Here is a 24,506-nt window from a genome sequence, read left to right on the forward strand (position 1 = left end):
TTGGAGGTTATAATGGACGGCTACAATAGATATGATGCACTGCTAGGTGTAAACTCGCTGCTTGTTAATAAAAGGTAAACAAACTGTCCAATGATCAGTGCAATTAACCAATCAGTAAAAACGGCAATTAAACAAGATCCCATTCACCGGTTTTGGTTCTGGCAGGCCAGCTTTTGGTTATTCTTGAGCACCGTTAGTTTCTTTACTTTAACATTGTGGTACAGCCAAGTCACACTGGCGAACGTCGTACATACTGTTCTTCAGGCACTGCTTGGTCTACTGTTTTCGATTTTTCTTTATCGGACTTTCGATCGAATTTGGGACAAGTCGATAGCATACAGGCTGTGTGTAGGTATGTTTGTTGTATTTGTGGTCGCATTTTTATGGACTATTTTTAGAATGCAGGCATTGTCTTGGCTAACCCCAGCGGATCAGGTTTGGGGAGAGTTTGGCGGCTGGTTTTTTGCGAGTATCTTCATATTCTTATGTTGGACTGGGTTATTTCACGGTATTCGTTATTTCGAACTGCTGCAATCAGAACATAGCATTATGCTCAATGCTGAGGCGGCAACACGAAAAGAACATATTAAGCGCATTGAGGCCCAAAGTGTCGCGCGCGATGCAAAACTTAAAATGTTGCGATATCAGCTTAACCCTCACTTTTTATGTAACACCTTAAACGCCATCAACTCACTGATCGAAATTGAAGAGTCAGAGAAAGCCCAAATAATGACTGTGCAGCTGAGCCAATTCTTACGTCATTCATTGGACAACAACCCTGACACAATGATCACCTTGAGAGAAGAAATTAGCGCTTTAAATCTTTATCTCGAAATAGAAAAAACCCGATTTGCTGAACGTTTACAACTAGATTTTAAAGTAGACGATGAGGCGCAAAATGCCCTAGTACCCAGCTTGCTATTGCAACCCATCATCGAAAACTCGATGAAGCACGCCATTTCTAAAAACGAGAAAGGCGGCATTATTGAAATAAGAGCGGGCATTAATCAGGACAGACTGATTATTGAAATAAGCGACAGCGGTGCAGACCAAGAGAGTAAAAAAACACAAACCGAACATGAAACTGGTATCGGACTAGAGAATACTGAACAACGCTTGTCGGTTCTTTACGAAAACGACTATCAAATTAACACCATGCGACGTGCAGAGGGCGGACGCTCTACTTGCATCAATATGCCACTCGAATTATCGGATACAAAATGACTATATTAAAAACAATCATTGTTGACGACGAACCGCTTGCATTAAAGCTGCTAGCAGCAAAACTAAAGAAAGTGCCTAATGTAGAGGTCATTGCACAATGCTCAAATGGCCGTGAAGCCATAAATGCAGTGATTGAGCTTGCACCCGACTTGCTATTTTTAGATATTCAGATGCCGGGTCTATCTGGTTTGGACGTCGTTAAGCAATTACAAAACGACACCATGCCGCTAATTGTTTTTGCAACTGCTTACGAACAATATGCGCTTGAAGCTTTTGACGCTTATGCCGTAGATTATGTGCTTAAACCCATTGATGATGAACGCATTCAAAGGGCGGTTGATAGAGCCCTAGAACGTTTCGCGATAAAATCAGACGAGCAATCGGAAAATAAGCGTGAAGTGATAGGCGCAATTGCGCATATCGACCAAAAACATGATAAAACTGTGACGTGGATGGCAGACGAATCAACGCATCAAGACCCCCAGTCTGTCGATATTAAAAACCGCAAAATCGTGATTAAAGACCGAGACGAAATACATTTATTAAAACAGCAAGATATACAGTGGATTGATGCTGCTGGCGACTACGTTTGCGTGCATGCACTAGGTGAAACTCACGTAAAACGCTGCACGCTAAAAGAAATGTTAGTTGAATTGGACGAAACGCAGTTTAAACGTGTTCACCGTTCGACCATCGTTAACTTGGATTTTATAGACAAAGTGATACCCCACACGAAAGGCGAATTTTTCTTGATGATGGGAGAATATGACAAAATTAAGGTTAGTCGTAATTACAAGGATGTGGTGAAGACTTTTCTAACTAACTAGGCTTTGTCATCAAATAAGGTAACCGTTTTGAACACTAAGCAGTACGCGTCATATTTTCACTTACCCGACGGCATTTATGCTCTCGCTCATTCTGTAGGCCCTCTACCGAAGGTATCCAAGTTAGCATTGCAAGAGCACTATCTGGCGCCGTGGGAAGCATTGGGGGGAGATGCATGGCCTAAATGGCTGCAAAGCGTTGATGATTTTTGTACGTCCGTTGCGAGTTTAATTAATGCCTCAGCCGATGAGATTTGCCCTCAACCTAATTTAGCATCGGGTTTTTCAGCATACTTAAGTGCTCTTGCTAAATTACCAAAAAACAAAAGTAAGCAGCGTGTTTTAATGCATCAAGATGCCTTTGCTTCGATGGGCTTTGTCGTTACTGGTTTAGCTCAAGCATATGGACTGGAATTAGTTTTAATCCAAGGCGACCCTAATAGCCTCGACGCTTGGGATAAGGAATTAGCGAAGGGGAACGTCCTTGCCTGTTTGTTCACCCATGTCCATTCAAACACCTCTATTAAATCAGATCTTGTACTATTGGTTGAACTTGCTAAATCACATAGCGCTTATGCTTTGGTCGATATTGCGCAATCGGTTGGCGTCGTGCCTGTGGATAGCAAAGAATGGGGTGCAGATGCAATCTTTGGGTCCTGTGTGAAATGGCTATGCGGTGGCCCAGGCGCTGGATTTATGTTTATAAAAGCGAGTCACATTAATGAGTTAGAACCCGACCCTATTGGTTGGTTTTCGCATCAAAACCCGTTTGAATTCGATATTAATCATTATGCGCCAGCTAATAACGCAAAGCGATTTTGGGGAGGTACTCCCAGCGTAGCCCCCTACGTTAGCGCTTGTGCATCTATTAATATGATATTAGAAATAGGCGTTGAAAACATCGCTAAACACAATACTGACTTGAAACGTCGCTTATTAAATAGCCTACCAAACTATGTCACAATAAAACCTAACGAAGCTGAGCTTAGTGGGCAAGGAGGCAGCTTGTGCATCGGATGTGACGACATGGAAAAGGCCGCAGAAAAACTAAATGAAGCTGGCGTAAGATATGATCGTCGCGGTGATATATTTCGCTTATCGCTGCACATTATGAATAACTTTGATGATGCGGATGTGATTGCTCGCTGTTTTATTTAGCTAAAGCTGATCAAAGACATAGTTATTGAATTAGGCTGATGTTTGGCATAATCTTATCTATTATTGCCGAAGTCGAATATAACACACAAAAAAACCGTTATCGTTATCTAAACGGTCAGCGCTGCTATAAAGTCTTCACCGTAAAATCAACATTAGCAAATGATGATTTGATAGTCCTTAAATTGTTTTTAGGAATAGGGTAGCAATGTCGGTAAATCAATTCGAAGTTTTTAGTGAGTCTCTTCTTACTATAGTAAAGGGAAAAGCGCTATACAGCGGAAACTCCTCCGACTCATTTCAAGAGATCACCGAAGCTGCTTCGAACACCTTAAAGGTTAAGCGGGCAAGCATTTGGATGTATTCACAAGATCGCGCCAGCATTGAAAGTATGGATCTTTATGAAAGCACATCTAACACTCACTCCAAAGGCGAGAAACTTTCAAAAACTGACTTCCCAGCCTACTTTGCAGCTTTAGCAGAAGACCGTTTTATCAATGCCGACAAGGCTCACCAAGACCCCCGTACAATTGAATTCTCTAAAGATTATTTATCTCCACTTGGCATTGAATCGCTGCTAGACGCTCCAATTCGCTTTGGCGGAAAGACAATTGGCGTTATATGTTTAGAGCATATCGGCGAAGCTCGCCAATGGACCAGTGAAGAAATAACGTATGTGAGTTCACTCGCAGATCTTGTATCCCATGCAGTTGAGGCGCAGAAGCGCTCCATAGCAGAAGCGGCACTCTCAGCAAGCGAAACTAGATATCGCGACCTCGTGGAAAATATTCCTGACATCCTATATAAAACAGATTTAGATGGAAGAATCACCTTCATTTCTCCCTCTGTTTATTCTGTTGCCGGTTATACCGTAGACGAAGCGATAGGAATGGAATTAGGCAAACAAGTTTACGCGGAGCCAAGAGAACGAGAGCGGTTTTTAAACTCTATTTTAAATAATGGCGCGGTTAAAAATTTTGAGGCTAAACTGCTGCGAAAAGACGGTTCCTATTGGTGGGGCTCATCAAGTGCGCATTTAATAAAGAGCGATGATGGCAACATCCTGAGTATTGAGGGAATTATACGGGATATTTCGGTACAAAAAATTGCACAAGATGAGCTTAACTATCAGGCAGTTCACGATAGTTTAACAGGCCTAATTAATAGACACGAGTTCGAAAAACGAGTGAGTTATCTGCTGTCTAAAATCCAAAACAGTGATAATTGTCATGCCATGTTATTTATGGACTTGGACCAATTCAAGGTTGTTAACGACACCTGTGGTCACGTTGCAGGAGATGAGTTGCTGAATAAGCTGGGTCAACTACTGCTCTCTACCATCAGTAAACGCGATACGATTGCAAGGCTTGGCGGAGATGAATTCGGCATTCTAATCCAAGATTGTACGTTGGAACAGGCACATTTAGTTGCCGATGAAATTCTAAAAACAGTAATGAGCTATCAATTTCTCTGGGCCGGAAAGGTATTTCGCATAGGTGTTAGCATAGGTTTAGTAGCAATAACTAAAGCTAGCGACGATTTTACAGAATTATTTAGACAAGCCGACGCTGCCTGTTATCTTGCAAAAGATATGGGAAGAAACCGTATTCACGCTTATCACTCTGACGATAATGAGTTGGCCGTTCGACATCGAGAAATGAATTGGGTTGGGCGTATAAATCAAGCTTTGGATGAAGACCGTTTTTGCCTATATGCACAAGCTATTGTTCCCCTAGATGGCGGTGCAGAAAAGCACTATGAGTTATTAATAAGAATGGTCGATGAACAGGGAGAAATTATTCTTCCAGGCGTGTTTTTGCCAGCTGCGGAGCGCTATAATCTGATTGAAAAACTAGATGCCTGGGTAGTTAGCCATGCATGTAAACTTTTGGCTGAGCATCCACTGTTTTTCGCACAGGTCGATTTTGTTAGCATAAATTTATCGGGCCCATCGTTAACCAATCAAGCTTTTCTAGAATCTATATTAGACGTTTTTTCAGAGCGAAAGATATCCCCAAGCATGGTCTGTTTCGAAGTTACGGAAACCATAGCAATTTCTAACCTCGACGCAGCTATTCGCTTTATTAAAACGTTAAAAAAATCTGGCTTTCGTTTTGCTTTGGATGACTTTGGTAGTGGTATATCCTCTTTTGGCTACCTGAAAAATTTGCCGGTAGATTATTTAAAAATCGATGGTATGTTCGTTAAAGGTATTGTCGAGGACCCCATTGACTATGCCATGGTGAAATCGATTAACGAGATTGGTCATGTAATGGGAATGCAGACCATTGCTGAGTTTGTTGAAAACAATCAAATCAAAGAGTTACTTACGACTATTGGCGTCAATTACGGTCAGGGTTACGGGCTCGGCAAGCCGAAACCACTAAAAGAATTGCTTATTGGGGCAATATCAAACGCTGGCTAGCGCAATGCTTGTCTGATTTTTCATGTAGTCGTTTACTTTATAATGCTCTGTTGCCCAACCAACAAGGAAACGCTCAAAATCAGCCCAAACAAGTGGAAGTAACGTTCTCCATTCGCATTCAAGTGAACTGAAATCAAGTTCTTGGTGGTCATTTTGAATGGACAGCCGCAATATAGAAAAGTACTCATCAACTAAACTGTTAGCATGTAACGCTAGTTCATCAGCATCAAGGCAGCTGCCCAAAAAGTACATTAGATCCTTCACACCAACTCCGCGCCCGACATATTGAAAGTCGACGGCGGCTAAATCATTCGTGTTTGCTGAAAAACAAAAATTAGCCAGTTTGGCATCGCCATGCAGTAAAGTTTGAAAACGCGCATTATTGAGCGCACTATCGAACTTGCTCGCTTTTCTTTTAAGCTCACCTTCAGGCATTCTTGCATATTCATCGGGCCGCGTGGCTAAATGCCAATAAGTACCAATCGGCCAAACATCTCGTAAGTTTTGATTTAAGAATTTGGCATGGAACTTAGCTAACCATCTAACGCCAAGCTTAACGGCTTTTAATGATGCGTGATTAATGCGCTCGCTAAAACCAGCTTGATCCAAGTCTTCCATTATCAATACGCTATTCGGACTGTTCGTTTTATCCTCGGGACGATCAGAAGCGATGTTGGTATGTGCAAAATAACATGAAGGAGTGCGACACAAAGTATCGGTTTGTTGGCTATACTGTTTATAGAAAATGGATTCGTTAATGTAAGAGTCCAGCTTGCGCTGATGAGAATGCTGTCCATTCCAGCCTTTTGGATGGTTACTTTGCACTGGTGGCATAACTAATTTAACAATGACTGACTTGTTTAAGCTTGGCACATAGTAGCGCGCGATTTCACCGTAAGCACTCCAAAGCATTTGTATACTGGCGATTTTAAACACGTCAGGATCAGCAAAGCTCGATTGGATGAACGTTAAGGTTGCATCATTAACTTTGGACATAGTTTACTGGGTACTTTTTATTAGGCATTTTTGCCAACGCACATTGCTGATGATGCAGTTTGCCACGCGATAGCACCAGATTCAATTCCAAAGATTACAGCTCTATTCTAATCGAATCGATTAAGTAGACCGGAAAAATTCATTATCAATCAATAAGATATTCATCTATCTTGATCTGGTAGAGAAACTAAAAATCTAATAATAGAGAAATTAACTGGAGGTGTTTATGGAAAACAGTAACCAAGATTCAGGCGCGAAGTGCCCTTTCATGCATGGCGCAAACACTCGAGTAGGCGGTAACAGCACCAAAAATATCGATTGGTGGCCTAATCAACTCAATCTTAAAATTCTTCATCAGAACGACAAAAAAGCAAACCCCATGGGAGCTGATTTTAATTACAAAGAGGCTTTCAGCAGTTTAGATTTAAAGGCAGTGAAAGCTGACATTGAGAAGGTCCTAACCGACTCCCAAGATTGGTGGCCGGCAGATTATGGACACTACGGTCCGTTTATGATCAGAATGGCATGGCATGCCGCTGGCACCTACCGTGAAGGTGATGGACGCGGTGGTGCAGCAACTGGTAATCAACGATTTTCGCCGCTCAACAGCTGGCCAGACAATGGCAACCTAGATAAAGCGCGCCGCCTACTTTGGCCGATTAAGCAAAAGTACGGCAACAAATTATCTTGGGCAGACCTATTCGTCTTGACCGGTAACGTAGCCATTGAATCTATGGGCTTACCTACATTCGGCTTTGGCGGCGGTCGGGTCGATATATGGGAACCAGAAGAAGATATTTACTGGGGTACCGAAGATAAATGGCTAGCAAATAATCGCTACAGCGGTGACCGCGAACTAGAAAAGCCGCTTGCTGCAGTGCAAATGGGCTTGATTTACGTTAATCCTGAAGGCCCAGACGGCAATCCAGATCCTCTCGGGTCGGCGCGAGACATTCGCGAGACCTTCGCCAGAATGGCCATGAACGACTATGAAACAGTTGCTTTGACCGCTGGCGGTCATACATTCGGCAAGTCACACGGCGCTGCTCCCGAATCACACAAAGGGCCGGAACCTGAAGCTGCTCCGATGGAACAAATGGGCTTGGGCTGGATCAGTGATTATAAGTCAGGGAAAGGGCGTGACACCATAACGAGTGGGGTTGAGGGAGCTTGGACGCCAACGCCCACATCTTGGGATATGAGCTATTTCAACGTACTCTTTGGTTATGAATGGGAATTAACTAAAAGCCCAGCTGGAGCACACCAGTGGCAGGCCGTGGGCTTGGCTAAAAATGACCATGCGCCTGACGCGGAGGATGCATCCATTCCTGTCGGAATTATGATGACAACCGCCGATATGGCAATGAAAATGGATCCTGAATATCGGAAAATATCGCAGCACTTTATGGAAAATCCAGAAGAGTTTGCAGATGCTTTCGCAAGAGCATGGTTCAAACTAACTCACAGAGATATGGGGCCGAAGTCGCGTTATTTAGGTGAAGAAGTGCCGCAGGAAGATTTGATATGGCAAGATCCTTTACCCATATCCGATGCAAAACCTGTCAATCAAGGCGACATTGAGCATCTGAAGCAAAAAATAGCGGCATCTGAACTAAGCGCATCTGAACTGGTATATACCGCATGGTCGAGCGCCTCAACTTTTAGAGGTTCAGATTCGAGAGGCGGCGCCAACGGTGCACGCATCCGTCTTGCTCCACAAAACACGTGGGAAGTAAATCAGCCCGACCAGCTTGCAAAAGTGTTATCTGTTTATGAAAATATACAGGCAACCTTCGCCGAGGAAAATAATGAAGGCACAACTGTCTCCATTGCAGACCTTATTGTGCTCGGTGGTTCGGTTGGTATTGAAAGAGCGGCAGAAGAAGCCGGTTTGACGATTTCCGTCCCATTTAATGCAGGCAGAGTAGACGCAACTCAAGAAGACACAGATGTGGATGCCTTTGCAGTATTAGAGCCTGTCGTTGATGGCTTTAGAAATTACAGCAAAAAACAGTTTACGGTGTCAGAAGAAGAGCTGCTCTTAGACAAAGCGCAACTGCTCACGCTGACCGCGCCGGAAATGACAGTATTACTTGGCGGTCTTCGAGCCATCGGTGCAAATTATGCGAACTCAACAGAGGGTTTATTAACTGAGTCTCCGGGAAAATTAAACAACGCATTTTTTGTGAATTTACTCGACATGGGCACTACGTGGACGCCAATCGACGAAAGTGCGACTAAGTTCATTGGTACTGATAGCAAAACACAAGCCAAGAAATGGACGGCAACACGGGCCGATCTGGTCTTTGGCTCCAATTCGCAACTTCGTGCAATAGCTGAAGTGTATGCATGCGATGATGCTAATCAGAAATTTGTAACTGACTTCGTGAGCGCTTGGGTCAAGGTGATGAACGCCGATCGCTTTGATTTGAACTAATCGTTAACAATGTGAGGTGAGCACCTTGAAAGCGGCCATTAAAATAATATATTGATAATATATTTAAAAACAACCACGAGTGCTGTATAAACGGCCCATGAAAATTCCAAAACGTTTACAGCCTCTCGTTGAAGATGGCCTAATTGATGATGTCCTTTATCAGCTCATGAGTGGCAAGGAAGCTACCGTGTTCGCTGTTACCAGTCAGGGCGAGGTTCGCTGCGCCAAAGTCTATAAAGAAGCAATGAAACGCAGCTTTAAAAAAGCAGCACAATATCAAGAAGGTAGGAAGGTTAAAAACAGCCGACGCGCACGGGCGATGGAAAAAGGCTCAAGCTTTGGCCGCAAACAGCAAGAGGATGCTTGGCAAAATGCTGAAGTTGACGCGCTATTCACTTTATCAAAAGCTGGCGTGAGAGTGCCTCAGCCATTCGGCTGCTACGACGGTGTATTGTTGATGGAGCTTGTGACCGACGACGAAGGTAATGTGGCACCTCGACTTAATGACGTCTCAATGTCAGCAGAGCAAGCCCTAGAAGACCACGCCCAAGTAATGCACTACGTTATGTTAATGTTGTGTGCAGGCATTGTGCACGGCGATTTATCTGAATTCAACGTACTAGTTGATGACTACGGCCCTGTCATTATCGACCTACCCCAAGCGGTCAACGCTGCTGCCAACAACAATGCATTTAGTATGTTGCAACGAGACGTTCGCAATATGACTGATTACTATTCTGAATTTGCGCCAGAACTGCGTGACACTCACTATGCCGAAGAAATGTGGGCATTGTTTGAGGCTGGTAAACTGACGCCAGAGACAGAATTAAGCGGTCATTTTGAATTTGACGAGCGCGAAGCTGACGTTGACACTGTACTTGAAGAAATTAAAGCCGCATTCGAAGAAGAACAAGAAAGAATCGAACGCATGAAAGACCCAGATAGTGATGATCAGTAGCAAAAAATCATTAGGCAACTTGCTAGAAAGCTCGGCACAGACACCGAGCTTTTCAAGATTATCTAAACAATAGTCAAAGACACTATCATGCAAATCCCTTTGTCATGTATCCCAACAAAACGAAGTGAAGAATGGTGGTTACAGCGCCACACTGAAAAACTCGCTGAAAAAACCAAAAGCGCAAACCCCATTGACCTCATTTTTATCGGTGACTCTATTGTTCATGCATGGGAACTTGAGGGTAAATCGGCTTGGCAGGCTCATTTCAGTCATTTAAGCACATTGAATTTGGGCTACGCGGGTGATCGCACAGAGCACGCTTTATGGCGCATCCAGAACGGTGAGCTTGATAATGTAAACGCCAAGTTTGTGGTTTTACTTATTGGCACAAACAATGCTGGCCACCGCCATGATAAACCTGAAGAAATAGCTTCAGGCATAAAATCTCTTATCCGTTTAATACGCGACAAAGTCCCCAACTGCAAAATTGTGTTAACCGCTATATTTCCGCGCAGCAGAAATAAACATAAGCGAATGCGTAAAATCGTCGATACCACTAATGACATCATTCGAACATTTGCAGATGATAATTCGGTAATCTGGTTCAACATAAACGCTAATTTTCTTGATGCAGATGGTGTTTTACACGAAACAGTAATGCCCGACTTGCTTCATCCTAACGCATTGCAGTACGAAATTTGGGGAAAAACATTAGGTAAGTTATTGCGATCATTTGCAAAAACAGGCACATTATAGACTAAAGTTTAATAAATTCAGCTGACGCCTGCTATCAAGCTGATATATTCTGCTTTGGAGTCTGGTTTTTTCGCTATGTCAAACTATTACATTTTAATAATCAATAGGACGCGTTGTAAGCAGTATGAAAATGGACTTTAATAATCAAGAATTCACCATCCTAGCCGTCGATGATACGGGGATATTCTTAGACATCATCGAAAATGCCGTATCTCATATGGGTAAGTTCATTCGTGCTGAAAACGGCGAAATAGCGCTAGTAAAAGCGAGAGAATATAAACCAGACATTATTCTACTGGATATCGAACTACCCGATATAAACGGACTAGAAGTAGCGCGGCAACTAAAATCCAACCCCATTACTAATTCTGCAACGATTATCTTTATTACTGCGCACGATCAATTTAGCAACGAATTGGAAGCATTCTTCCAAGGCGGCGTTGACTTTATATCTAAACCTATCAACAACGAGTTAATTCAAGCACGAGTGCGCACTCACCTATCGTTAATTAACAAAACAAGGCAGTTGCGTAAAGCACATGACGAATTAGCAAAGTTTGTTGCACGACGTAACATTTTCATTTCTTATTGGTCATATGATCTCATTAATATCTACAACAACGATGTTGATGGTAAATGGTTCGATAAAAGCGCCAACGACATAGTTGGGCATTCACTAATATCTTTATTTAACAATAGCGATGGCAATGCAATCGCCGCTGCCATTCATACAAATCTAGTTAAAAAAGCTGGGCCGTTTGAATTTTCGTTTACAAATTATCAGAACCGCAATAAACGCGTCCATGTGTCATTGATTGATGAGAGAGCATTTGAAAACCAAGATGGTTTTTTAATGATAATGACTGAAATTGATGACGACAATACTTCAGGCCAAGAGTGGCAACTGGAAAAAAGTAAGTTTACTGAATCATTAACTGCAGTTATTGATGGCGTGATCACGACAGATACCATGGGCAGAATTACTTATGCAAACTCCGCCGCAGAGCGCCTGATCGGATTAAGCTCTAACGTGCTCATGCTCCAGAATATTGATACCGCCATACATTTAGTCGACAAAAATACCAATGAGCGACTAGTCAGTCCCGTCAATTATGCCCTTAGTGAGCGTTGTAAAACCAATCCTTACGCCGACTCAATGTTAGTGAGTGAGAATGGAAGACGATATGAAATTGAAGATTCAGCATCACCTGTTTTCGATGAAAATAACGAATTAATTGGGTCTGTTCTTGTGTTTAGAGACGTCACCCAAAAACGCGAGGACGAGCAACGCATATTCCATCTATCTAATCATGATGCGCTCACTGGGCTGCCTAATCGAACATTGCTAATGGATCGAGGTTCACAAGCAATTAAGGATGCCCACAGAAACAATTGCGCAGTAGCCATGCTGATGATTAACATTGACCGCTTTCAGCAGGTCAATGATAAACACGGCTATGTCGTTGGTGACAAAGTGTTGCAACGTGTCGCGAAATTACTCGGATTAATACTGAGAAGTTACGATACCATTAGCCGTCAGGGCGGAGACGAATTTGTCGTGATATTGCCGAAGATTTCGGATAACGTTAACATCGCTGAGTTTTGCACCCGAATTAAATCTGACTTTGCCCAGCGATGGAAAACCAAAGAGTTTGCTTTCGACCTGACACTTTGTATCGGTGTTAGCATGTATCCTGTGGATTGTGATGACGTACATCAGCTATATCAAAAAGCTCACACCGCGATGCATGAAGCGAAGCGAATAGGAAAAGACAGCATCAGTTTTTTCTCTAAAGAATTAGAATTAAAAGCTAAACAGCAGCAACAGCAAATAGCCAAACTTCAGGAGGCTATAAAGAACGATGAAATAATATTGTTCTATCAACCTAAAGTGGATGCGAAGACGTCAGAGATACTCGGCTTCGAAGCTTTGGCTCGCTGGCCTCAAAAAGATGGCAGCATGATTTTCCCTGACGCTTTTATACCCCTTACTGAAGAAACAAAGTTAATCATTCCCTTGGGCGAGTCACTTTTAAAGCAGGCTTGTGCGCAAACTGTAGAATGGCAAAAGCAATATCCTAAACTGCATGTTTCAGTAAATGTATCTCCTGTGCAATTTACTTCTCAATTGATAGAAACTGTGAACAAAGTAATAATTGACACTGGAATTGAGCCGGAATTCCTTGAACTCGAGATTACAGAATCGGTGCTTTTAAATGACGAGCATTCACTCACGACCTTTAATGAGCTTAAAAAGCTTGGCATAAAAATATCAATAGACGATTTTGGCACCGGTTATTCGAGCCTTTCATATATCAAGAAGTATGCGCTTGATGTGCTTAAAATAGATCAGAGTTTCGTCAGAAATATGTTTGAAGAGAAAATCGATATTACGATTATTCAAACAATAATTACCCTCGCTAAGAATCTTGAAATTAACTTAATTGCAGAAGGTGTTGAAACTAAAAGACACGCTGACTTACTGAGTGATTTAGGCTGTGACATCCTTCAAGGTTATTATTTTGGACGCCCCGTTTCTAGAGAAGAGACTTCTCGAATTTTAGCTACATCACGATTTATAAAACCCTAAAAAGTAGTAACTAAACTCACTTTAACCAAGCTAAGCAGACGTGTTCTGAGTAAATGTGTTCATTGATAACACTTGTATTTATCACATTGTGGGTGTATGTTTTTTAATCAAAGCGAACATAGATCTACGCTTAGTATTCATTGTCGGATACTACCTGAGATAATTTGTTATTTTTAGCAAAGCACCCCATCCCTAGAGCTTAAGTGCCTGCATGCCTGTGTCCCTGACAGATGTTCGATTTTTTGGCGCCAAGTCTGGAGTTCTTTACCAATTTAGATAGGAGCCATGTGAAAAAACTAAACGCATTTTTCTATTCCAGTTTGCCAGTGGACTAGAGTTAAACCCACCTAATCTAAAAGGGAGATGGTTATGACAACAAGCTACTTTAAATCCATTGCAGAGCAGGAAGACGCATTAAAAATTATTAGCTTATGCTTACCTACTTATCGACAAGCATACAGTGATAGGACAGCTTGGATCATGGCTGTTATGTCAGAGGTAGTGTACGTGAAGTTCAATCCCTTATTTGCCGTCACTAAAGGCATTCGTGATGACAAACAATTCAAATCTGAATATATTAAAAAGTATCTTATTGACACGTTTAATAAAATGGAAAAAAAGGACGGTTTCAGCATATTGAATATGCTGCGAGATAAATTGTCTCATGATCCTGAAGAAGCAAAAAAAATCCTTGAATATCAACTAGCACAATTAGAATTTAAAGTTATTGATACCTTCGATTGCCAAGGTTCACAGGCGATGTTGGTGGAACACAAAGACTACTTAGTGCTCGCCTTTAGGGGAACTGAAACAGACAGCTTGAGAGACATTAAGGCCGACGCCGACGCAAATATCATTAAATGTGAAACACAAGGGATGATCCACCGAGGTTTTTATTCGGCGTACAACTTAATTCGCCAGGATATTGAAATAGCGATTGATAAACCAGAGCTAAACAAAAAACCACTGTATATAACTGGTCATAGCCTTGGCGGCGCATTGGCGACAGTAGCCACTAAATTCACGCATCACAAAGGCGGCTTGGCAGCTTGCTATACATTTGGTTCTCCAAGAGTAGGGAACGACGACTGGATCAACAACATCAAAACTCCTATACACCGCTTAGTCAATGCGGCGGACTGCGTCACTATGTTACCACCAGGTGATGTTTTGATATCAATTTCAACATTTTTTTTCAAACTGATCCCCGGGCCGGGATACGCCATTTCAACGTGGCTAAAAAGTAAGTTTGGAGGCTACATTCATGCAGGAAACATGCGTTACTTGAGCAATTGTGCTCCGGGTGATTTTGACGATGTGAAGGTACTCTACACCGTCAGCTTTTTATATAGAATGAAAGCGCTTATCTATAAATCATTGCCTTGGTCGAACCTACTGTCAGATCATTCGATATCAGTGTATAGCAAAAAACTCATGATCATTGCATTTAAGCGTAACCGCAAGCAGATGGATGAATATATCGCCACACAACCCACATCTAAAGTAAAGGCTGCAGCAACAAAAACAGCAGCCGCGAAAAACAAAGCAAGGGATAAAAAGGATCCGACTTAACTGGGAGTATTTTAGATTACATAGAAATATTTAACACAAGAAGTATGACCAATAAGCTTTCTAACTTAATTAGAGTCACAACAAATAGCTTATAGATGCTTCCTACGAGCTTTATTTTTTATTGGCTTTGTTTATTAGATATATATTTATGCAGCGTTGTATAAGCTTGCAACACTCGCTGCGAATCTTCTACGCTCCCGCCTTTGTCTGGATGGTTTGCATGCTGTAACTTTCGATATTGTTGTTTGAGTTGGATTAAAGACAAACCTTCAAGCGAGTCAATTTGAAGGGCGAAGCTTGCCTCGTTTAGCGCTTCTTGCGAAACGCAGTATTGCATGTCCCCACCCGCCATTGCCTGCCAAAAGCGGTTAAGCAAATCTTCAACGCCAGCCTCATCGGTGGCGCTAAAGTTGTTCCAATCAAGATAATAATCACCCAGCGGATCTGCTACTTGCAAAGCGGCATCAAACGACAATGTAGGCTGTAGCTTAATTAGCGTTGCACCGATGTTCAACTCACCGATACTCTGTGCTCTCCACTCGTTACGCAAATGATATAAGGAGTGAAATAGCACAAAATGAGTCTGGAATAACATGAGCGGGTCACGCAGCGCATTATCGTCAAACAACGAATAAGGCGGCTTCTTTAGCTGCGTTATTATCTCAAACTCACTTACTCCCTCAATAAATTGAGCTTTGAAAGTGCTTAAAATGTCTTGCAACAGAACCTGAAGTTCGTCATGTTTATTGGGCAAAGTTGACTCGACTGATCAATCCTAAAATCCAGCCTAAAGGCTAACACACAAATAAACTGTCGGACAATCTAGCTTTTGTTGACATCAACTACGACTCGCCCTCTTACCTTGCCTTCAAGCAGTTGCTCTGCCGTCTCGATCACTTTACCAAGACCGATAAAGGTAGAGATATCTGCAAAATCTTCTGGCGTTAGGATGTTAGCTAATCGCTCCCAAGCTTCAACTCTATCCGCAATAGGACGCATAACGCTATCTATGCCATTAAGCGTAATTCCTCGCAAAATGAAAGGCGCAACACTAGCAGGAAAGTCCATGCCTTGGGCAAGGCCACACGCAGCGACTGTGCCGCCATATTTAGTACTAGCACATACATTGGCTAAGGTATGACTTCCAACGGAGTCGACGGCCCCAGCCCAACGTTCTCTGACCATAGGCTTGCCAGGCTCAGACAGTGTATTACGATCAATGACTTCACTTGCACCTAACTTGGTTAAATAATCGGTTTCATTCATTCGGCCAGTCGATGCAACAACTTTGTAGCCAAGTTTTGAAAGTATAGTAATAGCAAAACTTCCAACTCCGCCATTTGCACCGGTCACTAATATTTCGCCAGACTCAGGGGTGACACCATTTTTCTCTAGTGCAATAACACACAGCATTGCGGTATAACCTGCAGTACCAATTGCCATTGCATGCTCTGGGGTCATGCCGCTTGGCAGAGAAATAAGCCACTCGCTTTTCAAGCGGGCTTTCTGAGCCAAACCGCCGCAGTGTGTTTCTCCTACACCAAAGCCATTAAGCAGAACCGTATCACCTGCGCTAAAATTATTTGCAGTAGATTTAGTAACAGTACCCACCAAATCTATTCCTGGTATCATAGGAAAGCGACGCACAACGGGGCTTTTACCTGTGATCGCCAAGCCGTCTTTATAGTTCAATGTGCTGTACATTACGTCAATATCGACATCGCCTTCAGGTAAAACTGCGTCGTCAATATCTTGCAGTTGGACCGTGTATTTATCGTCAACTTTGTCTATTAAAATACCTTTAAACATAATCGTTATTCACCTTTATATTGAGGAATGAATGTAAAATTTGATATGCATCGCCGCTCGGCAGTTGAACCCGCTTATGCAGCCGCAAATAATGAGTATAGGATAAAATAGTAGAGCCTGCGCTTGGTTATCGCAATACGCAGAAGATGGGATGTTATTAATATTAACGCTAGGAGTAATTCTGTTTATCTAGCAAGTTGAGTCACAGCAGGGGCTACAGCTAAACGCTTTATATTCTCGAAGTGTGCTATTTACTACTATTGTCTTAGAAAGCCAGCGGACGCTTCTTGAACTTCCGCTGGCAATTAGTCTTTCATTGCGAATACTTCAGGCTAAATTACTTAAAGCCTTCTGTTACAAACCTTGGATCACAGCGCCGCCGTTAATATTTCACGGCTAACATCGGGAGTCACATCTCCATGTTCGCCCAATTTCAACATTCCGTGCTGCGTTAACTTTTCGATTAGTAAATCAATATCAGCCGCACCTAAATCAACTTGAGACAGACGCGTTGGCACCTGCATGGTATCGAAAAATTGTTCTGTTAATTCAATAGCACGATTGATGCGTGAATCTTCATCCCCATCGCTTACGTTCCAAATACGCTCAGCATACTGCAACAATTTTCCACGCTTGGCTTCTTTGCATACTTTCATCACGCCAGGTAACACTATAGATAGAGTACGTGCATGGTCAATACCGTGGGTGCCCGTTAATTCATGGCCAATCATATGAGTTGCCCAATCTTGCGGTACGCCCGCACCAATTAAACCATTCAGTGCCATCGTAGCTGCCCACATAATATTGCCGCGAACTTCTAAGTCTTTCGAGGTTTCTGGCGAGAGTGCTTTTGGTCCTTCTTCAATTAAGGTAAGCAATAGCCCTTCAGCGAAACGGTCTTGTACTTTCGCATTCACGCTATAAGTAAGGTATTGCTCCATGGTATGAACAAAAGCATCTACAACACCGTTGCCAATTTGACGCTCTGACAATGACAATGTCACTGCTGGATCAAGAACAGCAAATATAGGACGAACAAGCGGGCTATGGAAAGGCAGTTTATTTCCATCACGGGTAACTACTGCACCCGTATTCGACTCAGATCCTGTTGCTGGTAGTGTCAATACGCATGCTAGTGGTAAGGCTTTGCGAATGCGTGCTTGTTTGCTCACGATATCCCAAGGATCATCACCTTCGAACAAGGCTGCTGCAGCGATAAACTTAGAGCCGTCGACCACCGAGCCACCGCCAACCGCTAGAATGAAGTCGATATCATTTTGTTTGATAATATCTTGTGCCTTCATCAACGTTTCATAGCTTGGATTTGGCTCTATGCCCGAAAATTCAAACCAAGTGTGCTTAGATAATGCTGCGGCAACTTGGTCGTAAACGCCGTTACTTTTGATTGAACCACCACCGTAAGTAACTAACACTTTCGCATCACTTGGGATCTGCTTACTCACTGATGCTATTTGACCTTCACCAAAAAGGATTTGAGTCGTGTTTTGAAAACTAAACTTTAACATTAATATTTTTCCTGAAAATATGTCGATTGTTTAACTGAGAAGACAATATTATGCCAAGGCTGCCAATAATTTTTTTGCAGCTAGTTCTGAACTTGCAGGGTTTTGTCCGGTAATTAATAGGCCGTCTTGAATTGCAAAAGCGTTCCAATCGTCAACTTTTTGATATTTACCGCCTCGCTTAATCAATTCATCTTCTAGTAAGAAAGGTACAATATCGGTTAACTGAACGGCTTCTTCTTCACCATTCGTAAAGCCTGTTACCGCTTTGTCTTTAACAAAATACTCGCCGGAAGCGTCCTTAACATTCAAAAATGCCGACGGTGCGTGACATACCGCAGCGATAGGCTTATTGGCAGTAATAAAGCTTTCAATTAGTGAAATTGACACGGCGTTTTCAGTAAGATCCCACATTGGTCCATGACCACCAGGATAGAAAACGGCATCGTAATCCGCGGCGTCGACCTCTGCAAGCTTAAGTGTATTAGCCACTAAATCTTTTGCTTTGTTATCTTCATCGAAACGCTTGGTTGATGGCGTTTGAAAATCTTCTTGTTCACTCTTTGGGTCGACTGGGGGCTGACCGCCTGCTGGAGAAACTAAGCTCACTTTCATACCCGCATCAATGAAGGCATAGTATGGTGCTGCAAATTCTTCTACCCAGAAACCTGTCTTTTCACCAGTATTGCCGAGTTCTGCATGTGACGTTAATACCATTAAGATGTGCTTGGTTGTAGTTTGTGAATTCATTATCTTTCTCTCATTTATTTTAAGTACAACAAGTCTAAACCTTAAGATGTTTTCTAACAATACACACTAAATGAACAACATTGTTTTAATTATTGATACAATATTTGCTATGATGCCTTATGAATTTACATTTTGAACAACTCAAAAGTATGGTGGTCTTTGCCCAAGTTGTGGAGCAAGGCAACTTCACGGCGGCTGCGAAACATGTCGGCTTGTCGCGCGCAGTAGTGAGTTATCACATTAAAAAGCTAGAATCACAGCTTGGAGTGAAACTGCTCAATCGCTCAACTCGATCGATTTCATTAACTGAAGCAGGTGCGGAGTATTACCAATCTTGTCGAATTATTGCTGAGCGAGCTACCACGGCAAATCAGCAAATTGAAAACCTGAAAAACGAACCTGAAGGCCTGCTGAAAGTCACATGTCCAGTGAATGTCGGTTTACAAATGGTAGTACCGGCACTCAATAACTTTCGCCGCCTATATCCTAAAATAGAGCTTGATGTCATGTTGAGCGACGAAGTTGTGAATATCTTGCAAGAAGGTATTGATCTCGCGATTCGTGGTGCGCCACTGCCCGACTCGGGTTTACAGGCGCTTAAGCTTTCGACCCTAGAAACCTGCTTGTGCGGCTCGCCTGATTATTTTAAGAAACGAGGTCGCCCGATGGTTCCCGCCGACCTGCAGCAGCACGATTGGGTCGTGTATAAAATGACGTCGGGAGCAGTTGAACTAACAAAGGGTAGTCTTTCATATAGCGTTGCAGTAAAAGGCGGTATCAGCACCAATAATGCAGCCGCACGCACTGCGTTTATTGAGGGTGGTCATGGCTTAGGTAGGATCCCAGTGTACGACGCCAGACCTAAAATTCAAGCCGGTAGTTTAGAGCTTGTTTTGGAGGACTATAAGCTTAAAGATATCGATATTTATGGCGTATTCCCCCCAGGCAGTGCTACTTCAAAGAAGCTGCGCCTGCTGCTCGATTATTTAAAAGCATACTTCATCAAAATTGAGCGCCAAACACCAAATGTGATGCCAAATGGTAGGCGCTAAATTTCTTACTAGGCAACAAAATAGTCATCATCAATAGTTGACGTGAAGGTACTTTGCGTCGGAATTTCAATGCGAGTAGCCGCTCCATCTTGGCTAATGCCATTGCGGGTATTAAGCACTAGTTCGATATGCACGTTGTTTTCTTTTAGCACTATTGATTCTGGGCTTTCTTTACACCCTAAAAACGCAACAAACTGTTTTGGCTTATCCAAGCCACAGTGACTGCCATCTGCAAAAAATGCCATTATGTGGCGGAAATACACAACGTATTGTTTCACGTCTTTATGTGAGCCGTTTTGCAGTGCAAAGTGTTGGTCTAACATCTCACTTGGCTTAAGGGTGTTGTTAAGCACATCTGAAGTTGCATGCTGAGCCATTTCGTTAAAAGGAGTCACTAGCTCTGGTGCAAATGATTGCTTTTGAATTTCTAAGCGATTGGCGTTAGCGATTGGCATATTCATAATATAGTCTCCGTTGTGTCTCGATATATAGCTTTTTTACTTCAGTTCGTTGAGCATAGCGTAATTTTATGATTAATTTCACAAAGGAAATTACACACAGTAAATTTTACAAAAAGTAGTCAATTAAAGACGTGCATTAATATTCATTCCTTTGGCCTTCGCAATTGCACTCGACAATAGGTTTAATCTTAAGACATAATGTTGAAACCTAACACCAAAACATAACACTTCGACGCACCTCGACTCTTTCAATCAGGAATTCAAATGAAAACAACAAAGATTTGTTGCTGGTTTACGGCTCTTACCTTTTTAATGGCTTTGAACAATCAAGCAATCGCTCAACAAACACTTATTAACGCTGACGCATTACTCAACGTAGAAACAGGTAAGTTAGTGAAAAATGTATCTGTTCTTGTTGAAGAAAATAGAATCATTAAGGTAAGTCAACAAGGCGATATCAACGCGAAAAACGCCAAAGTAGTCGACTTGACTGGGATGACCTTAGTTCCCGGCTTAATGGATATGCACGTGCACCTAAGCAGCGACGCAGAAGATAACTTTCTAGCCGCTAAAGGCAACTCAGTCCCACGAGTAACAGTAAAAGCGGTGAAAAACGCAGAAATAACGCTACTGGCCGGTTTCACGACAGTAAGAAACTTAGGCGCTAAAGGTTACTCCGTTATTGGCGTTCGAGACGGTATTAATGCAGGAGAAATTCCTGGGCCAAGAATTTGGGCCGCCGGATATTCGGTAGGCGTTACGGGTGGTCACTGCGACGATAACTTCTCTCCACCTGAAGCGCAGAGTAAATCGACAGGGGTAGCTGATGGTCCTTGGGCTGTGAGAGCTAAAGTACGTGAAAATATCAAGTACGGAGCCAATACCATTAAAGTTTGTGCTACCGGCGGCGTATTTTCAAAAGGCACAAAAGTAGGTATTCAACAACTGACCGAACAAGAAATTGCCGCTGCCGTAGAAGAAGCACATATGCGTGGTTTAGTTGCCGCTGCTCATGCCCATGGCACCAGCGGTATTAAAGCAGCCATTCGCGCAGGAATTGACTCAATTGAGCACTGCAGCTTTTTAGACGATGAAGCAATTGAATTAGCCCTGAAAATGGGCACTTACTTTTCATGCGACATTTATAACACGGAATACACACTCGCGTTTGGTGAGGCTAACGGCGTTCCTGAAGAAAACATCAATAAGGAAAAGTTAGTGTCAAAGGCGCAACGCGACAGTTTCACGAAAGCCGTTAAGGCTGGCGTTAAGATGGTGTTTGGTTCCGACGCAGCTATTTATCCTCATGGCGATAACGGCAAACAGTTTTCGCGCATGGTCCGCTTCGGTATGACTCCTCTGCAAGCTATACAAGCAGCTACTATTAATAGTGCAACGCTACTTAAGCAAGAGGCTGAACTTGGCCAAATAAAAGAGGGGTTTTTAGCAGACATTGTTGCAGTAAAAAGTAACCCTTTGGAAGATATTTCAGTGTTAGAAAGCGTTTCGTTTGTCATGAAAAATGGCGTTATTTATAAGCAATAAATAGATAATTTCACATAGAGGTCTTCATTTGAGATGAAGGCCTCCGACGCTTAAAAAGGCCAATACAAGCTCGCTAGTTTATTTTACCCCTAGCCAAGATTCATCGGCTTTCCAATTAGATACCCAAGCAGGAATGTCCGCAGCAGGCATAGGCCGAGCTATACCAAAGCCTTGTGCCAAGTTGCAGCCTAGTTGCATCAACACTGTGCCATGTTGGATAGTTTCAACGCCCTCCGCTATAACATCTCGCTTAAAAGACTTGGCTAGCGCTATCACGCCTTCAACTATGGCCAAATCGTCTTTATCCGACAGCATATTTTGTACAAAACTCTTATCTATCTTAATCGTACTCGCCGGCAGTTTTCTAAGATAGATGAGGGGCGAATATCCCGTGCCAAAATCATCCAATGCAAAGTTAACGCCCAATGCCATGCAACCGTTCATAATGGCTGATACACGGTTTACATCATATAAAGCATTCGTTTCCATTACCTCTAGCTGCAAGAAGCTCGGATCAACATCTGGATGTGTAGCTAGCAGTGTCACTAAACTATTTACAAAATCAGGCTGTTGCAATTGTGCTGCTGCAATGTTGACGCTTGTGCTTACAGGAAGGTTTAGTCCTATTTTTTGCCATTGGCTAATTTGAGCTAGCGCTTTATCAATAACCCACTCGCCCATCTTCACGCTGGTACTGTTATTTTCAAAGGCATGCATGAACTCAATTGGGTCCAATAGGCCTCGCTTTGGATGTTGCCAACGAATGAGCGCCTCGACACCTATTACTTTCCCTTCCCGCATATTCACTTTAGGTTGGTAATGCAGCACGAATTGATGATTATCAATGCCGCTATGAATGGCTTCTAAGCTTTCTTGCTGAACCCTAAAAGCATTATCTCGGTCTGTATCAAAAAAACAATAGCGATTCTTGCCTGCCTCTTTAGCTGCATACATAGCTTGATCAGCATGGCGCATCAGCTGGTCAGCATCAACATCATCTTGTGGGTAAAAAGTCACGCCAATGCTTGCGGATACCTTTAATATCAAACCATCGACAGTGACGGGTTTTGATGCCGCTAACAACAATCGCTTTAATATGGGCTCAGCATTGTCAATAGAAGATAAATCTGCCAGTACAGCAACAAATTCATCGCCGCCAATGCGGGCTAAGCTATCACCTTCACGCAAGGCTTCTTTCATGCGAACAGAAATCGCAATTAACAGTTCATCACCTACATCATGGCCATTAGTATCATTTACCTGCTTAAAGCCATCTAAGTCTACAAATACAACCGCCAGTGATTGTTGGTGACGCTGACACTGCAACATTGCTTGCGACAAACGATCTGCTAGAAGCACCCGATTTGGCAAATTTGTGAGTAGGTCGAAATGAGCAATATGCTCAAGCTGATTTTGATACTCCTTGATTGATGTAATGTCGGAATATAATGACACGTAGTGTTGAATTTCGTCGGCTTGGTTTTTCACAGCGCTGATAGTCAACATGGATGGATAAATTTCACCATTTTTGCGGCGATTCCATATTTCTCCTTCCCAATAGCCTTGTGCTATTAGCTTTCCCCACATTTCAGTATAGAATTCAGGTAAGTGGCGTCCGGATTGAAAAATTCTTGGGTTATGCCCCAGAACTTCCTCGGAACTATAACCGGTAATACGACTGAATGAATCATTCACTTCGGTAATAGCGGCAGAGGCATCCGTGATCATGATTCCCTCATGTGCGTGGATAAAAACACTAGCGGCGCGTTTTAGCTTTTCTTCTGTCTTCTGGCGTTGCGTAATATCATGAACGACACCAACTATAAAAAACTTACCGTTGTGGTCCACAAATCGATTCTTCCTTGTCAGCACTCTTTTACTGCCAATTTTAGCAGAGGAGAGCGTTTCTTCAGATAAAATCTCTTTTCCTTCCTCTAACACCTTTCTATCAATAGAAAAAAAACCTTCCATTTCTTCTGATGGAAAGCTTTCGGCCAGAGTTGAGCCTATTATTTCATCTCGAGACAAACCAAAGAAGCGACAGCAGGCGTCGTTGACCAAGATAAACTTAAAGTCTTCATCTTTTACAAATATTGGGTCACCCGTGTTATTGAAAATAGCGTGGAGATACATCTCCATATCTTGAGGATGCTCTTTTGATTGGCTTAACGAAGCTTTACTATTGTTCTGCTCAAACTCCATTACCAAACTCCTTTTGAAATAATTCATGCAAGACATACAAAAGAATATTGCCGTAAGCAAAAACTATTTTAATACTGAAGTTGAGTTCGCGCTGCCAGAAGATAACAGCTACACCGTCAACATTGCCTTTAAAACCTTACAACTAATCTTGATTTTTTGCAATTTGAAGTTTCGTTTAAAAACACAAAAGCTTCAAATCCAATTCGTTTTCTTAGTTGCTTCTACAA

General features: G+C 42.5%; 18 protein-coding genes. 11 read left to right on the forward strand and 7 right to left on the reverse strand.

The window, feature by feature from the left end; translation table 11 throughout:
• Nucleotides 1-90 precede the first annotated feature (90 nt).
• From GNIT_RS15355 to GNIT_RS15370, 4 genes are all read left to right on the forward strand, one after another.
• Nucleotides 91-1,224 (forward strand): sensor histidine kinase, encoded by a 1,134-nt coding sequence (locus GNIT_RS15355; protein WP_174268982.1) that lies wholly within the window; start codon nt 91-93, stop codon nt 1,222-1,224.
• Complete coding sequence (locus GNIT_RS15360; RefSeq protein ID WP_014110203.1) at nt 1,221-2,051, forward strand: LytR/AlgR family response regulator transcription factor; 831 nt, start codon at nt 1,221-1,223, stop codon at nt 2,049-2,051. Before GNIT_RS15355 ends, GNIT_RS15360 begins: the two co-directional genes overlap by 4 nt.
• Before the next feature lie 27 nt (nt 2,052-2,078).
• The gene (locus GNIT_RS15365; RefSeq protein ID WP_014110204.1) at nt 2,079-3,206 is read left to right on the forward strand and encodes an aminotransferase class V-fold PLP-dependent enzyme; all 1,128 of its coding nucleotides are present in this window, start codon (nt 2,079-2,081) and stop codon (nt 3,204-3,206) included.
• 205 nt (nt 3,207-3,411) lie between these two features.
• Entirely contained in the window at nt 3,412-5,628 is a 2,217-nt protein-coding gene (locus tag GNIT_RS15370) for a putative bifunctional diguanylate cyclase/phosphodiesterase (RefSeq protein ID WP_014110206.1), read from the forward strand.
• Here GNIT_RS15370 and GNIT_RS15375 read toward each other — a convergent pair.
• Nucleotides 5,614-6,624 carry an oxidoreductase family protein gene (locus GNIT_RS15375; protein ID WP_014110207.1) on the reverse strand — a complete coding sequence of 337 codons (1,011 nt, stop codon included), beginning with the start codon at nt 6,622-6,624 and terminating at the stop codon, nt 5,614-5,616. The two genes, GNIT_RS15370 and GNIT_RS15375, sit on opposite strands and share 15 nt — an antisense overlap.
• A 226-nt stretch (nt 6,625-6,850) precedes the next feature.
• On the opposite strand from GNIT_RS15375, the gene katG reads away from it, so the two are divergent.
• The 5 genes from katG to GNIT_RS15400 all read left to right on the forward strand — a co-directional run bounded on the left by katG (nt 6,851) and on the right by GNIT_RS15400 (nt 14,937).
• Entirely contained in the window at nt 6,851-9,061 is a 2,211-nt protein-coding gene (gene katG / locus GNIT_RS15380) for a catalase/peroxidase HPI (protein ID WP_014110208.1), read from the forward strand.
• 97 nt (nt 9,062-9,158) lie between these two features.
• Nucleotides 9,159-10,019, forward strand: coding sequence for a PA4780 family RIO1-like protein kinase (locus tag GNIT_RS15385; RefSeq protein ID WP_014110209.1), 861 nt, complete (start codon nt 9,159-9,161; stop codon nt 10,017-10,019).
• A gap of 87 nt (nt 10,020-10,106) precedes the next feature.
• Entirely contained in the window at nt 10,107-10,775 is a 669-nt protein-coding gene (locus GNIT_RS15390) for a GDSL-type esterase/lipase family protein (RefSeq protein WP_014110210.1), read from the forward strand.
• A gap of 130 nt (nt 10,776-10,905) precedes the next feature.
• The gene (locus tag GNIT_RS15395) at nt 10,906-13,365 is read left to right on the forward strand and encodes a two-component system response regulator (RefSeq protein ID WP_014110211.1); all 2,460 of its coding nucleotides are present in this window, start codon (nt 10,906-10,908) and stop codon (nt 13,363-13,365) included.
• 369 nt (nt 13,366-13,734) lie between these two features.
• Complete coding sequence (locus GNIT_RS15400) at nt 13,735-14,937, forward strand: lipase family protein (RefSeq protein ID WP_014110212.1); 1,203 nt, start codon at nt 13,735-13,737, stop codon at nt 14,935-14,937.
• Nucleotides 14,938-15,055: 118 nt separating this feature from the next.
• On the opposite strand, the gene GNIT_RS15405 is transcribed toward GNIT_RS15400, so the two are convergent.
• From GNIT_RS15405 to GNIT_RS15420, 4 genes are all read right to left on the reverse strand, one after another.
• Nucleotides 15,056-15,691: a DNA-J related domain-containing protein gene (locus GNIT_RS15405; protein WP_014110213.1), complete on the reverse strand. Its 636-nt coding sequence runs from the start codon at nt 15,689-15,691 to the stop codon at nt 15,056-15,058.
• A 68-nt stretch (nt 15,692-15,759) separates the two neighbouring features.
• Nucleotides 15,760-16,746, reverse strand: a complete 987-nt coding sequence (gene acuI / locus GNIT_RS15410) for an acrylyl-CoA reductase (NADPH) (RefSeq protein WP_014110214.1) — start codon at nt 16,744-16,746, stop codon at nt 15,760-15,762.
• A 368-nt stretch (nt 16,747-17,114) separates the two neighbouring features.
• Complete coding sequence (locus GNIT_RS15415; RefSeq protein ID WP_014110215.1) at nt 17,115-18,272, reverse strand: iron-containing alcohol dehydrogenase; 1,158 nt, start codon at nt 18,270-18,272, stop codon at nt 17,115-17,117.
• A gap of 48 nt (nt 18,273-18,320) precedes the next feature.
• On the reverse strand, nt 18,321-19,019 hold the full coding sequence (locus GNIT_RS15420) for a type 1 glutamine amidotransferase domain-containing protein (protein WP_041246468.1): 699 nt from the start codon (nt 19,017-19,019) through the stop codon (nt 18,321-18,323).
• 119 nt (nt 19,020-19,138) lie between these two features.
• Here GNIT_RS15420 and GNIT_RS15425 point away from each other — a divergent pair, with 119 nt between their 5' ends.
• Nucleotides 19,139-20,071 carry a LysR family transcriptional regulator gene (locus GNIT_RS15425; RefSeq protein ID WP_014110217.1) on the forward strand — a complete coding sequence of 311 codons (933 nt, stop codon included), beginning with the start codon at nt 19,139-19,141 and terminating at the stop codon, nt 20,069-20,071.
• Between the two features lie 8 nt (nt 20,072-20,079).
• Here the strand turns inward: GNIT_RS15425 and GNIT_RS15430 are convergent, their stop codons facing one another.
• Nucleotides 20,080-20,532 (reverse strand): aldolase/citrate lyase/malate synthase family protein, encoded by a 453-nt coding sequence (locus tag GNIT_RS15430; protein WP_014110218.1) that lies wholly within the window; start codon nt 20,530-20,532, stop codon nt 20,080-20,082.
• A 264-nt stretch (nt 20,533-20,796) separates the two neighbouring features.
• Between GNIT_RS15430 and GNIT_RS15435 the strand changes: the two genes are divergently transcribed.
• A complete protein-coding gene (locus tag GNIT_RS15435; protein WP_014110219.1) occupies nt 20,797-22,077 on the forward strand; it encodes a Xaa-Pro dipeptidase in 1,281 nt (426 codons plus the stop codon).
• A 78-nt stretch (nt 22,078-22,155) separates the two neighbouring features.
• Here GNIT_RS15435 and GNIT_RS15440 read toward each other — a convergent pair whose 3' ends face one another.
• Nucleotides 22,156-24,279: a sensor domain-containing protein gene (locus GNIT_RS15440; protein WP_014110220.1), complete on the reverse strand. Its 2,124-nt coding sequence runs from the start codon at nt 24,277-24,279 to the stop codon at nt 22,156-22,158.
• Between the last annotated feature and the right edge of the window lie 227 nt (nt 24,280-24,506).

Origin of the sequence: Glaciecola nitratireducens FR1064 (assembly GCF_000226565.1) — a bacterium.
GTDB classification, from domain to species: Bacteria; Pseudomonadota; Gammaproteobacteria; order Enterobacterales; family Alteromonadaceae; genus Glaciecola; species Glaciecola nitratireducens.

Bases quoted from the DNA above. Each gene is read 5' to 3' on its own strand.
- GNIT_RS15360 (WP_014110203.1), top strand. From the start codon at position 1,221: ATGACTATATTAAAAACAATCATTGTTGACGACGAACCGCTTGCATTA.
- GNIT_RS15390 (WP_014110210.1), top strand. From the start codon at position 10,107: ATGCAAATCCCTTTGTCATGTATCCCAACAAAACGAAGTGAAGAATGG.
- GNIT_RS15420 (WP_041246468.1), bottom strand. From the start codon at position 19,019: ATGAATTCACAAACTACAACCAAGCACATCTTAATGGTATTAACGTCA.
- GNIT_RS15355 (WP_174268982.1), top strand. From the start codon at position 91: ATGATCAGTGCAATTAACCAATCAGTAAAAACGGCAATTAAACAAGAT.
- GNIT_RS15400 (WP_014110212.1), top strand. From the start codon at position 13,735: ATGACAACAAGCTACTTTAAATCCATTGCAGAGCAGGAAGACGCATTA.
- acuI (WP_014110214.1), bottom strand. From the start codon at position 16,746: ATGTTTAAAGGTATTTTAATAGACAAAGTTGACGATAAATACACGGTC.
- GNIT_RS15385 (WP_014110209.1), top strand. From the start codon at position 9,159: ATGAAAATTCCAAAACGTTTACAGCCTCTCGTTGAAGATGGCCTAATT.
- GNIT_RS15415 (WP_014110215.1), bottom strand. From the start codon at position 18,272: ATGTTAAAGTTTAGTTTTCAAAACACGACTCAAATCCTTTTTGGTGAA.
- katG (WP_014110208.1), top strand. From the start codon at position 6,851: ATGGAAAACAGTAACCAAGATTCAGGCGCGAAGTGCCCTTTCATGCAT.
- GNIT_RS15370 (WP_014110206.1), top strand. From the start codon at position 3,412: ATGTCGGTAAATCAATTCGAAGTTTTTAGTGAGTCTCTTCTTACTATA.
- GNIT_RS15395 (WP_014110211.1), top strand. From the start codon at position 10,906: ATGGACTTTAATAATCAAGAATTCACCATCCTAGCCGTCGATGATACG.
- GNIT_RS15430 (WP_014110218.1), bottom strand. From the start codon at position 20,532: ATGAATATGCCAATCGCTAACGCCAATCGCTTAGAAATTCAAAAGCAA.
- GNIT_RS15440 (WP_014110220.1), bottom strand. From the start codon at position 24,279: ATGGAGTTTGAGCAGAACAATAGTAAAGCTTCGTTAAGCCAATCAAAA.
- GNIT_RS15425 (WP_014110217.1), top strand. From the start codon at position 19,139: ATGAATTTACATTTTGAACAACTCAAAAGTATGGTGGTCTTTGCCCAA.
- GNIT_RS15435 (WP_014110219.1), top strand. From the start codon at position 20,797: ATGAAAACAACAAAGATTTGTTGCTGGTTTACGGCTCTTACCTTTTTA.
- GNIT_RS15375 (WP_014110207.1), bottom strand. From the start codon at position 6,624: ATGTCCAAAGTTAATGATGCAACCTTAACGTTCATCCAATCGAGCTTT.